At 70.7% G+C, this 11774-nt stretch carries 11 protein-coding genes and 1 pseudogene; 5 read left to right on the top strand and 7 right to left on the bottom strand.

Annotated features, from left to right (window positions below; genetic code table 11):
* Nucleotides 1-278 precede the first annotated feature (278 nt).
* The gene (locus NBW84_RS12515; RefSeq protein ID WP_250284748.1) at nucleotides 279-419 is read right to left on the bottom strand and encodes a hypothetical protein; all 141 of its coding nucleotides are present in this window, start codon (nucleotides 417-419) and stop codon (nucleotides 279-281) included.
* Between NBW84_RS12515 and NBW84_RS24280 the strand changes: the two genes are divergently transcribed.
* The gene (locus tag NBW84_RS24280; protein ID WP_445548228.1) at nucleotides 406-507 is read left to right on the top strand and encodes a hypothetical protein; all 102 of its coding nucleotides are present in this window, start codon (nucleotides 406-408) and stop codon (nucleotides 505-507) included. The two genes, NBW84_RS12515 and NBW84_RS24280, sit on opposite strands and share 14 nt — an antisense overlap.
* 151 nt (nucleotides 508-658) lie before the next feature.
* Here the strand turns inward: NBW84_RS24280 and NBW84_RS12510 are convergent, their stop codons facing one another.
* Nucleotides 659-1177: a polysaccharide lyase gene (locus NBW84_RS12510; protein ID WP_250284746.1), complete on the bottom strand. Its 519-nt coding sequence runs from the start codon at nucleotides 1175-1177 to the stop codon at nucleotides 659-661.
* On the bottom strand, nucleotides 1156-1671 hold the full coding sequence (locus NBW84_RS12505) for a hypothetical protein (RefSeq protein ID WP_250284745.1): 516 nt from the start codon (nucleotides 1669-1671) through the stop codon (nucleotides 1156-1158). The genes NBW84_RS12510 and NBW84_RS12505 overlap by 22 nt, the downstream gene beginning before the upstream one ends.
* Before the next feature lie 501 nt (nucleotides 1672-2172).
* On the opposite strand from NBW84_RS12505, the gene NBW84_RS12500 reads away from it, so the two are divergent.
* Entirely contained in the window at nucleotides 2173-3063 is an 891-nt protein-coding gene (locus NBW84_RS12500) for a hypothetical protein (RefSeq protein WP_250284743.1), read from the top strand.
* Nucleotides 3064-3096: 33 nt separating this feature from the next.
* Here NBW84_RS12500 and NBW84_RS12495 read toward each other — a convergent pair whose 3' ends face one another.
* On the bottom strand, nucleotides 3097-4434 hold the full coding sequence (locus NBW84_RS12495) for a UDP-glucose dehydrogenase family protein (protein ID WP_250284742.1): 1338 nt from the start codon (nucleotides 4432-4434) through the stop codon (nucleotides 3097-3099).
* 382 nt (nucleotides 4435-4816) lie between these two features.
* On the opposite strand from NBW84_RS12495, the gene NBW84_RS12490 reads away from it, so the two are divergent.
* The 3 genes from NBW84_RS12490 (at nucleotide 4817) to NBW84_RS12480 (ending at nucleotide 9697) form a co-directional block, all read left to right on the top strand.
* Nucleotides 4817-6055 carry a glycosyltransferase family 2 protein gene (locus NBW84_RS12490; protein ID WP_250284740.1) on the top strand — a complete coding sequence of 413 codons (1239 nt, stop codon included), beginning with the start codon at nucleotides 4817-4819 and terminating at the stop codon, nucleotides 6053-6055.
* A gap of 13 nt (nucleotides 6056-6068) precedes the next feature.
* Nucleotides 6069-8525 carry a right-handed parallel beta-helix repeat-containing protein gene (locus NBW84_RS12485; protein WP_250284738.1) on the top strand — a complete coding sequence of 819 codons (2457 nt, stop codon included), beginning with the start codon at nucleotides 6069-6071 and terminating at the stop codon, nucleotides 8523-8525.
* An 89-nt stretch (nucleotides 8526-8614) separates the two neighbouring features.
* Nucleotides 8615-9697 carry a right-handed parallel beta-helix repeat-containing protein gene (locus tag NBW84_RS12480; RefSeq protein ID WP_250284737.1) on the top strand — a complete coding sequence of 361 codons (1083 nt, stop codon included), beginning with the start codon at nucleotides 8615-8617 and terminating at the stop codon, nucleotides 9695-9697.
* Nucleotides 9698-9805: 108 nt separating this feature from the next.
* Here NBW84_RS12480 and NBW84_RS12475 read toward each other — a convergent pair whose 3' ends face one another.
* The 3 genes and pseudogenes from NBW84_RS12475 to NBW84_RS12465 form a co-directional block, all read right to left on the bottom strand.
* Complete coding sequence (locus NBW84_RS12475) at nucleotides 9806-10264, bottom strand: DUF3817 domain-containing protein (protein ID WP_250284735.1); 459 nt, start codon at nucleotides 10262-10264, stop codon at nucleotides 9806-9808.
* Entirely contained in the window at nucleotides 10261-10698 is a 438-nt protein-coding gene (locus NBW84_RS12470; protein ID WP_250284733.1) for a hypothetical protein, read from the bottom strand. Before NBW84_RS12470 ends, NBW84_RS12475 begins: the two co-directional genes overlap by 4 nt.
* 252 nt (nucleotides 10699-10950) lie before the next feature.
* Nucleotides 10951-11774 (bottom strand): annotated as a pseudogene (locus NBW84_RS12465) (hypothetical protein); the annotation flags it as partial.

Here is an 11774-nt window from a genome sequence, read left to right as displayed (position 1 = left end):
GGCCACCGGAGCCCCCCTCGTCGCCGTCTCCCCTCACCACCGGCAGCACCGGCGTCCCTTTCATACTTTTTGAGCTTTAGGTGATCATACGTCGACTATATGTGACTTGTCCGGCTTTTGCCGGGGCTGCCGGCCGCGCGCGGGGGTCCGGCGGAACGTGTTGAGTCTCGTTGCCACGCTCATAGGAAGAGGTTGCGCCGTGGTTGGCCTATTCTGGGACAGGATGACCGGGTGCCGATCCGACGCCAGAGTCCGTCAGGCCGCACGTCGCGACGTGCTCAGCCGATGTTGCCGTTGCCGGTCCGTAACGCCGGCCAGCCGATCAGCAGGCGCGACACGCCTGTGACGGCGACCTGCGGTGGCTGCAGCGCCCAGTGGAGCGACCCGGAGACCACGCACTGCCGGATCTGCCACGCCACCTGGCAGAACGTGCAGGGTTTCGACGCCCACCTGGCGGACTGCCAGCCGGGCCTGGCCACCCGTTCCGGCCGCGGCGGCCGGAGGTAGGCACCTTCTCCCCGCGCAGGACAGCCGCTCGTCGGGGTGGGGCGGTACGGGACGGAAGAACCGGCCGGGCCCCCGGGCGCTGCCCGTCCGCTCCGGGGGCCGTCGGCCGCCGGGCCGGGGGTGTCCGGGACCGGGAGCGCGGCCCGAGCCCTCAGTCCGGGGGGTCGGGAAGAGGGCCGACCCGTTGGGCGCCGATAGCGAAGCCGGCGAGGTCGATGCTGGTGTCCGTCCTGGGGGCGAACGAGCGGTCACCGCCGCCGTACACGACGGAGAACATGAGCCCGCCGATGCGCAGCTTGTCGGAGATGCGGGGGTCGTACCCGTGCTCCTTGAAGGCTTCCTTGTTGTTGATCCAGACGACCAGCAGCCCCTGGGAGAAGTCCTCGAAGTTCAGCCGGACTCCCTGCTCGACGCAGATCCACCTGTCGAGCTCCCAGGTCCACGTCTTCTTGCCGGAAATATTGACCGGATGGTCCGGACGCGCGGTGTTGGAATAGACGATGCCCTCGCCCCCCTTTCGCCAGCCGAACCGGCTGGCGAAACCGTTCCGGTCGGTGTCGGAGCGCTCCTCGTTCTCCTTCTTGTAGATGACCCCGTAGAATCCGGGGAGTTTCCCGCCCTTGTTGAAGTCGAAGTCGTGCGGGAATCTCACGTAGTAACGCAGGTACATCTGTAGGCCGGCCGGCCCTCCATGGCCAGGAAGAGCTGGCTGCCACCGTAGGTGTTCCCGTCGTTGTAGACCTGCCGGTCGACGTCGTCGTTGACCGGGCCGGCCGGCAGCGCCACCCGGGCCAGCCGGGGGAAGCGCGGGTTGTCCGAGGGCAGGATCTGCGTGCGGTCCAGGCCGAACGTTGCCCGCTGCTGTGGGATGAGGCCCTTGCCGAAGAAGTCCGCGGCCCCGTTCGCCAGGGTCGGCGGCGGCCCTGGCGCGGGAGGAGGCGTGGCAGCGCCGGCATCCGGCGGAAGGACCTCGCTGGCCGGGTCGAAGGTGTCGGAGGGCCGGGAACAGCCTGCCGCCGCCATGCCCAGCAGGCCGAGCGCCGACCCGAGCACGGCCCGCCGGGTCCGGGCCGGCCGGCCCGGGAGAACGATCCCGTCATCGGTGGGCCGGGAGGGCCGCGGGCCGGGTACTCCGGGCAGGTACAATCCGTTTCCGTCGTTCATCCACCGACTCCCGCTCGTGCGCCGCTGGGCTGGGGGTGATCTCAAGAATTCTCCGGGTTACGATACACTGTCCGCTCGGAGGCATATCGGTGGGTCACCGTGGCCGTCGGCCGTTGTGGTCCTTTTGGGGCAGGCCTATTAGGTGCCGGGCCCCGATCTTTATCCGGGATCGGGCGAGTGTCGTCGCCCGCGTTTTCCGGCGGAAATCCGGCGCCGTCCCGGCTGGTAATTGTCCGTATCGTTTCGCTTGCCAGGTGGCGGTCCCGGCGCGAACGGCGGCCGGGGCGAACGACGGCGACATGGCGACGGTGTGCTGCTACTTTCCGCGTTGAACGCAGTGCGGCCGGGGCCCGGGTGGCGCACCCGCTGCCGACCGGTCGATGACGGTCGTGGGCAGGGACGACAGCCATGGACGGGGACGGACAGGGACGGGCGGGGACAGGCGGGAGTGGGCGGGGGACGGGCGGACGCCCGGGGACCGCTGATCGCGGGAGAGCGGGTATGACGGTTTGCGGGCTGCTGCGCCTGGACGGTGCCCCGGTGCGGCGTTCGGTCCTCACGGCGATGCTCGCCTCGTCGTCGCTGGGCCTGCCGCCGGCACGGGGTGTGCACCTCGACGGGCCGTTCGGCGTGGTGACGGCCTCGGGGCCCGCCGGTGACCCGACACCGCCGATCGCGGTGGACGCGGAGGGGCTGGTCGTCGTCCTCGACGGCCGCCCCGGACGACGGCGCCGGGGCGGGAACGGCCCGGTAGCGCCGCGCGGCAGTGCGCCAGCCGGCCTCCATGCCCAACCGTCGGTTGCTGTGCCGCCAGGCCTGCCCGCGCGGCCGCCGGCCGGCGTACGGGATGGTCTGCCGGCGCAGCCGCCGGCCGGCGTACGGGATGGTCGGCCCGCCGCTCTTGCCGGTGCGGGCTGTACCGACGCCTGCCTGCTCGCGGCCGCCTACCGCAGGGACGGGGAACGCTGTCTCGGGCCGCTGGGCGGGGACTGGGTCGCGCTGATCTGGGAGCCGGACCGTCGGCGGCTTGTCTGCGCCCGTGCCGGCGATCCGGGGCAGGAACTGCTCACCTGGTCGGACGGGCGCGTTTTCGCGTTCGGGACGGAACCGGCGCAGCTCCGTGCCGCGGGGATGCCGGTGCTGCCGGTGATGCCGGGGATACCGGTGATGCCGGGGATACCGGTGCTGCCGGGGATACCGGTGCTGCCGGGGATACCGGTGCCGGCGGCGGGCCGCCCGCGTCCCGGCCATGGGCTGGGACGGGTCCGCTGGCTCGGGCCTGACGAGCGGCTCGCGGTCCGCCTGCCCGAGGAGGCGGCGGAGCGCTTCGCCGCGTGGGCCGGGCGGAGCGCGGTAGCGATCAGCCGGAGCGCCGGGTCCACCCGGTCGTGACGCTCCGGCTGATGCTGGTGATCCGTCGACTTGTCAGGGACGGCCGAGCGCGTGGTACGTCCAGCCCGCGGCGCGCCACTGGGCGGGGTTGAGGGTGTTGCGGCCGTCGATGACGGTGCGGGCCGCGACGACCGCGGTCAGGGCGTTCGGGTCGAGCTCACGGAATTCAGTCCATTCTGTGAGATGGAGCACAATATGCGCCCCGGTCGCGGCGTCGACAGCGTTGTCGGCGTAGATGAGCTCCGGGTAGGCCCGCCGGGCGTTCGGGATGGCGGCCGGGTCGTAGACGGCGACCGTGGCGCCGGCCTTGCGCAGGGTGTCGGCCACCGCGAGGGCGGGGGAGTCCCGGATGTCGTCGGAGTTGGGTTTGAACGCCGCGCCGAGCACGGCGATCACCTTCCCGGTGACGTCGCCGCCGAGCGCCTCGGTGGCGAGGGTGACGGTGCGGTCGCGGCGCCGCAGGTTGATGGCGTCCACCTCGGCCAGGAAGGCCACGGCCTGGCCGGCGCCGAGCTCGGTCGCGCGGGCCTGGAAGGCGCGGATGTCCTTGGGCAGGCAGCCGCCGCCGAAGCCGAGGCCGGCCTGTAGGAAGCGGCCGCCGATCCGGGTGTCGTACGAGATGGCCTTGGACAGGTGGGTGACGTCGGCCCCGGTGGCCTCGCAGACCTCGGCCATGGCGTTGATGAAGGAGATCTTGGTGGCGAGGAAGGCGTTCGCGGCCACCTTGACCAGCTCCGCGGTGGGGTAGTCGACGGTGACGACGGGCGTGCCGGCGGCGATCACTGCCGCGTAGACGCGGTGCAGCGTCGCCTCGGCGCTGCCGCCGGGCGCGACGCCGAACACGAGCCGGTCGGGGCGCAGGGTGTCGTCGACGGCGAAGCCCTCCCGCAGGAACTCCGGGTTCCAGGCGAGCTCGGCCTCGGGCGCCTGCTCGGCCAGCCAGGCGGCGAGGCGGGCCGCTGTCCCGGCCGGGACCGTGGACTTGCCCACGACCAGCGAGCCCGGCCGCAGCCCACCGGCGATCAGCCCGCTGACCGCGGCGTCGACGTAGCGCATGTCCGCGGAGTTCGACTCGGGGTGCTGGGGCGTCCCGACGCAGACAAAGTGGACGTCCGCCGCGCCGGCGGCGTCCGCCAGCGACGTCGTGAAGGACAGGCGGCCGGACTCCAGGTTCTTGCGGAGCAGCTCCTCCAGCCCGGGCTCGAAGAAGGGCACCTCGCCGGCGGTCAGTCGTTCGATCTTGACCGGGTCGACGTCGACGCCGATGACCTCGAAGCCCAGCTCGGCCATGCAGACCGCGTGTGTAGCGCCCAGGTAGCCGGTTCCAATGACAGAAATTCTCAATGGATCAACAACGGTTGTTGTTCCCATGTGGTTTGTCAACTCCCAGTTGGCGGTAATCTGACTATGGGCGTTGCGTATTCGACATGATCCGTTAACGTTCGTCGGCGCCCGGAGTCATGCGATGCGAAGAAGGGGCATTATGCACGTGCCTCGTAGTCGCAGAGTAAATCCGTCGGGGCCGCGTTATTTCTTGTGACAGGGTAAGTGCGTTCTGTAGCTACCGACACCCCGGGGTGCGTGCGATTCACGTCACACTGCTAACCTCCGGTGCACTGCCATCGGGAGTAGGGTCCTATGCGCCTTCGCGTCCGACGGCCAAGTCTTTGGCCGATATGAGAGGGAGGGCCGCCGGGCCGCTACTTTTCAGGTGGGTCTTTACGGTAACCCCTCGGAGGGAAAACGCCAGGCAATGGACGCGCTCAGTACCGTGATCGACCGCGTCGGATCATACTGGGGACTTGTTCCCCTGGGGATCGCGGGAGTGATCTCGTGGTCGGTGTGGTTGTTCCGACGTGTATTGTCATCTCGTTACAAGCCGATCAACAACAAGTTCCGGACATCCACATCCGTCGTCGTCCCCTCTTTCCGTGAGGACCCGGATGTCATAGAGCGCTGCCTGCAGACATGGCTGGCGCAGAACCCCGACGAGCTCATCATCGTCCCGGACGTCGAGGACACCGAGCTCATCAGCCGGCTGCGCAGGCACGCGCGAGAGCACCGCAACCTCCGCGTGCTTCCCTTCGTGCACGAGGGGAAGCGTTCCGCTCTCGGTGTGGGCATCAAGGCCGCCACCAAGGAGGTCGTGGTCCTCTGCGACTCCGACACGGCCTGGGAGCCGGGCCTGCTCGCCGCCGTCCAGATGCCGTTCGTCGATCCCAAGGTCGGCGGGGTCGGCACCCGGCAGAGCGTCTACAACGCGCGGACCAGCGTCTGGCGCCGGGTGGCCAACTGGCTGGTCGACATCCGTTACCTCGACTACGTGCCGGCGCAGGGCCGGGCGGGCGCGGTCGCCTGCCTGTCCGGGCGGACGGCGGCCTACCGCCGGTCCGCGATCCTGCCGGTGCTGCACAACCTGGAGAACGAGTTCTTCCTGGGCAGGCGGTGCATCGCCGGGGACGACGGGCGGCTGACCTGGCTCACCCTCGCGTCCGGCTACAAGACCGTGCACCAGGACACGGCCCGGGCCATATCGATGTTCCCCGACTCGCTGAAGGCGTTCATCAAGCAGCGGGTGCGGTGGAGCCGCAACTCCTACCGCTGCTACCTGACCGCGATCTACAAGGGCTGGCTGTGGCGGCAGCCGCTGATCTGCCAGATCAGCGTTCTCCAGATCCTGCTCACGCCGGTCACCATGGGGGTGGCCATGACCTATCTGGGGTTCTGGATGGTCCGGCCGCAGGCGAACGCCCCCCTCATCGCGGTCGCGTGGCTGCTGGGCGGACGCGCCGTGCGCGGGCTGTCGCACCTGCGGGAGCAGCCCCGCGACATCTTCATCCTGCCGGTGGTGGTCGTGATGATCGTTATCGTTGCCCTGCCCATCAAGACCTGGGCATTCATAACGATGAACAAGCAGGGCTGGCTGACCCGGCGCGCCGACCTGATAGGCGGCGAGGGGCAGTCGGACGCCTCCGTTCGGGTGAGCCAATAATGATCGGAGTTTCATGATCATCCCGACGCTCGGGCCCGCTGTCCGCCGTGGGCTGTCGTCCGTCGCCAGGCCGTCGCCCGTCGCCAGGCCGTCGCCCGGCCGCCGGCGACGGGCGCGGGCCCGCCTCCTCGCCGGCGGCGTCTGCGCGGGCGCGCTGCTCGGCGGCCTCCCCGTCCTGGTGGGCACGGCCGGCCCCGCGCTGGCCGCGCCACCACCGCCGCTGCCCCCGGTCACCTCGGCGGACGCCAAGAAGCAGGCCCTGCTCGTCGACGCCGAGGACATCCGCCTGCGGTCGACGTTCGAGAAGTTCGGGGTGCTGCGGGCGCCTGCCATGGTGCAGACCCAGGGCAGCCTGCCCACCCTGCTGCTGCCGGCCCGGCAGGCTCCCTACACGGTCGAGGAGGTCGCCGCCGCCGGCGGCATGCGCCGTGAGGTCGACGGCGCCACCCTCGTGCTGGCCAACATCGTGGTGGGGCCGGACGCCCGGCTGGTCATCGACCAGCGGGCCGGGTCGCTGCGGCTCGCCAGCAGCCCGGCGGGCTTCGTCGGGCTCACCAGCTGGCGTGGGGCCATCGAGATCAACGGTAACGCGCAGCAGCCGCTGAACATCGTCGGCTGGGACATCAAGGAGCTCAAGCCCGACGCCAACACGGTGGACGGGCGCGCCTACATCCGCACGATGGGTGGCGAACTGGTCGTGCGCAACGTCCGGGCGTCCAACCTGGGCTTCTGGAACGGCCGCACCGGCGGCGTGGCCTGGACGGGCAGCAAGGGCGAGCCCAGCACCGGTGGCGCGGCCAACTCCACGTTCGTCAACAACGTCTGGGGTGCCTACATCTCCGGTAGCGAGGGCATCCAGATGATCAACGTGCGGCTGGAGGGCAACGACCGGGCCGGCCTGGCGATCCACCGGGACGCGGTCAGCACCCTCATCTCCGGCAGCACCTCCACCGGCAACCACGGCGACGGCATCACCATCGACCGCGCCTCCGGCTCCCGGGTCATGCGCAGCACCATCACGGACAACAGCGGTGACGGGATCACCCTGGACGGCCGCGGTATCGGCATCGTCGCCACCGCCACCGGCGTCCAGATCAACCAGATCAAGGGAACCGTCATCGAGGCGAACACGCTGAGCGGCAACGGGCGCTACGGCGTCCGGGTCCTCGGCGGTGAGGACACCGTCGTGCGCGGCAACAAGGTGTCCGGCAGCCAGGTGGGCGTCGTGGTCAAGAGCGGCGCGAACGGCACCCAGATCCTCGACAACACCGTCGGGGGCGTGGTCGACTCCGCCCTGCAGATCGGCCCGGACGCCAAGCGGACGGCCATCACCACCAACACGCTCGCCGACGGGCGGATGGGGATCATCACCCAGGACGCCGCGACGAACATCATCAGTCGTAACAGGATATCCGGCTCGACCGAGTTCGCGGTGACCGTACGTGGCCAGTCCGACGGCACGACCGTGGGCAACAACACGTTGGCCGGCCGCGGCTGGCGGGCCGTCGACATCCGCAAGGCCGTCGGGATCACCGCCGCGGCCGTGAAGAGCAACGACACGTCGAAGTGGATTCCCCGGCTCGAGCGCCCGTGGTACGTGATCTTTGAACGGCACCCGGCCCTGTTCGTCTGGTCGTTCATGGCGCTGCTGCCGATTCTCGGCTGGCGCACCGGCCGGCGCTGGCGCAGGCGCGCGACCAAGGAGCACCCCTACCCCGAATCCGATCTGCTGGTACGGCGCATGACCACAGCGTCCGCCGTGTCGGCCGTGCCGGCCAGCCCGCAGCCGGTCCCGGCCGGTCTGCAGCCGGCCGTCGGCGCGGCCGGGCTGCAGGCCGCCGTCGACCGGCTGGAGCTGGTCGAGGCGACCGAGGTGATCTCCATGCCCCCGCGCCCCAGGGATCCTGGACGGACGCCGTTGGTACCCGGCCAGGGCGCCCATCGAACGACCACCTACCGCGGTGCCGCGGCGCAGGAGCACCCGCCGGCACCCCAGCCGCGGTACGGCGACCAGCCCTGGCCCGCCGCGTCCGCCCCGTCGCCCGGCCCCGCCGGCCGGCGGGCGGGGCCAGGCGGCCCCGACAGGGCGTTCGGCGGGAACGACCACGACCGCGACGGCGCCCGGGTCAACCAGGACGACAACCCGACCATGGATGGCCTGCGCTACCTGCGCGACCATGCGGCGCGGTATCCCGACGGCTCCTTCGACCGGTTCGCCGGGGGGAACGACGGCGCTTTCCGTGGCGACGGGCCTGCCGGCGCCTCCGCGTCCCAGGGGTATCCGCAGCCCTGGAACGACCAGCTGCCAGACGATCGTTTTTATGAGGACGGCCCGGAGGCGGACGACGTCACGGTCAATGGCGACCGCGAAGGTGCCGCGGTGGTGAAATACGACACCGTCGGATCGCGGGCGATGGTTTCCTACAATGGAAAAGACCGCGACCGTTACAGCAGGAGGGATCCACTGTGACGATCCCTCCCGGGGGGGTCCCCGCCGTGGCGGCCGGCCCCCCGGCAGGGCCGCCCCCCCGGGGCATCCGCAGGTGCCGGAGACTGTGCGTGGCGGCGGCGGTGCTCGCGTGCGCGGTGACGCTCGCCGCCTGCCAGGGGGGCACGAAGACGGCGAAGCCGCAGGCGCCGCCGGCCACCGCCGGCTCCGGAGCCTCAGCGGCCTCCCCGCAGGCGTCCGCCGCCGGGGCCGGGCCGGCCGTCACCCAGGGCGGCGGGCCTCAGCCCGGCGGCCAGGAGGTGGCCTGTCCGGCGGGTGAGCCTACGGTCCGTAATCCCGGTGATCTCAAGGTGGCGCTGGCGTCGGCGAAGCCCGGCGCGGTCATCCGGCTGGCCGACGGTACGTACGCCGGTGGCTTCACCATCGCCAGGTCGGGCACGGCGGCACAGCCGATCTGGCTGTGCGGCTCGCGCGGCGCCGTGCTGGACGGCCAGGACGACACCGACTACATCCTGCACATCGACCATGCCTCCTATGTCCGCCTGTCGGGCTTCAGCGTCCGTAACGGCAAGAAGGGCGTGATGGCGGATGGCGTCCAGCACGGCATCATCGCCGGGCTCAGCGTGAGCGCCATCGGGGACGAGGCCATCCACCTGCGTTCCTTCAGCTCGGACAACCTGGTGACCGGAAACGTCATCCGGAATACCGGGAACCGCTCGGAGAAGTTCGGCGAGGGCATCTATGTCGGCAGCGCCAGCAGCAACTGGTGCAAGTACTCGGACTGCCGCCCGGACAACAGCGACCGGAACTCGGTCATCGGGAACGACATCGCCGGCACGACGGCGGAGAACATCGATATCAAGGAAGGCACGACCGGCGGCATCATCTCCGGGAACACCCTGTCCGCCGACCGGCTGACCGAGGCCGACTCGTGGATCGACCTCAAGGGCAACGGGTGGACCGTCGTGGACAACACCGGCCAGGGTGGCGGGAACATCAAGGACGGTATCCAGACCCACGTCGAGTCCGACGGTTGGGGGCGGCGGAACATCATCCGGAACAATGCGCTCACGGTGAACGGCGGAGGCTTCGGCGTTTACATCCACGATGGCGACAGGACCCAGAACGTGGTCGGTTGCGACAACAGGGTCCAGGGCGCGAGCCGGGGCTTTTCCAACGTCAAGTGCTCTTAGGCCGTGGTATTTCCGCCGCCGGGCGGACGGCAGCGCTGGCTGTTGACGCCGCATGCCGTCGCGTCCGACGTCCGTAGTGATTATATTGTAGTTATGTTGTGAATGTCTTCACGGGGTGTGAGAAGCCCGCTGGCGTTCGAGCACCGTACGGGTGACCCGGCGCTCCGCCACGAACGACAGGAAGGGGATCGTGCCGGCCAGCATGACCAGCAGGGTCGGTCCGGTACGCAGCCGGCACCGGGACGACAGGTCCGCCGTCAGGGCGAGATAGACCATGAACAGGAACCCGTGGATGGGGCCGACGGCCTCGGCGAGCGTCGGGGCGTCCGCCAGGTACTTCAGCGGCACACCCACCAGCACGAGCGTGATCAGCCCCACGCCGACGAGATAGGCGATCACCCGGAAGCGCAGCAGCGCACGACGGACCGCGCGCTCGCTGGAACGCCCGGAGCCCGAGGCGGAACCGGCGCTGGCGCCGGTCGCCGCCGGTCCCGCCGTCCCAGGGCCCGCCGCGGGCCGCGGCCCCGGAGCCGCCCTGCCGGAGTCCTCCCTGGTGGGCGGTGTCACCGGGTCCCCGACCCGGATGGCGTGTCCCGCTTGTAGAGCGAGGCGAGATAGCGGTTGTACGCTTCCAACTCCTCGTCATCCTCCTCATCGTCGCCGGAGCCACTGCTGGGCGGACCGTCAGCGCCAGGCCCGCCCGGCCCGCGGTGTTCGTTCCATGGTTGTGCGTCCGTACCGGGACGGGCCGCTTCCTCGGCCGCGGGAGCCGGCTTCGCCGGTCCGGGGCGAAGTTCCTCGCGCACCATCTGCGACCAGCCGAAGATCACGGCCATGGCGAAGATCGGCCATTCCACGCCGTAGAAGAGGTTCTGCAGGGTTCCGCGGCTGGACTGCCCCTTCTCCCACTGCCACCACCCGAGCCTGGCGAACAGGCCGATCATGAAGAGGGCGAGCGCGTGCCGCAGGATCCAGGAGGGTGAGAAGAGGATTCGGCGCACGTCTGCGACGCTACATCCGTTCGTGCCCGACGCGGGGCTGTCGGACGGGTTGACAAGTACGGCTCGCCCGCCCCGGCTGGGGGGGGTTAGCGGGGAACGGGCGAGCCGGAACGTTCGGAAACAGCGCTTTGGCCAGCCGAAAGATCATCGGTTCTGAGCGCAGCGGAGCTGTCCGCACGTTCATATGTCCAGTCGCTCGGGAGCCCGGCGGGGTTGCCGCGTCCAGAACATTTTTTCAACGTCGCGAACGGCTCACCGGTAGCCGGAGAGGACGGCGGCGGCAAGCGAGACCTGCCCCGCGGGCCCCGCCTGAGCCTGCGGGGCCCGTAGCGGCCTGCCGCCGCCGGGGCCACCCCGCCCGTCCGCGTCACGCCGTTCGTTCTGATCATCACGGTCATCCGGGTAATCGGGGTCGCCCGGGTCGCCCGGGTCGCCCGGGTCGCCGGAACCGGGCTCTGCCCGGGCGGACACCTCGACGTTCAAAGTGCGCCCGCCCGCACCCGGACCGAAGTCGATCTCGACGACCGAGCCCGTCCATCTGCTCGAACGGCCCGCCGGCACGACGACGGACGAGACATCCTGCCCGTCGATGTCGGCCCGCACCACGCCCTGTCCCCCCAGCGTGCCCAGGTACAGGCTCAGACGGCCGGCCTGGCCGCCTGTCGGGACGGCAAGCCGGAACCTGCCGGAGCCCCGCAGCGCCAGGGCGTCGGCATGGTTGCGGCCCGTCTGCTGCGGGCTGCCCGCGCTCCAGTCGAACCGGGCGGGACCAGGGACCACCGTCGGGATGTCGCCGGACACGTTGATCCGGCCGATGACCGGCTGTGCCAGATTCGCGCGTACCCGCTCGGCGGATCTGCCCGCGCCGTTCCCGTAGAGGACCCAGTCCTGGACGTCCGCGCCCGGCAGGACGATCCGTTCCGGGGCTGTTGGGCCGACGCTGAGCCGGACCCGCGGCGCCTCGCCCGCGGGTGTCTGGGCCGGCGGGGGCGCGGCCGCCGGGCCGGGCGTGGTCTGCTCCGTCGGCCCGCTCGACGCGGGCTGCCGCGAGGAGGCGGGCAGGGGCGGGACGGCCC

Origin of the sequence: Protofrankia sp. CiP1_Cm_nod2, from assembly GCF_920664355.1 — a bacterium.
Taxonomy (GTDB): domain Bacteria; phylum Actinomycetota; class Actinomycetes; order Frankiales; family Frankiaceae; genus Protofrankia.
This window is presented reverse-complemented; position numbering and strand designations above follow the sequence as displayed.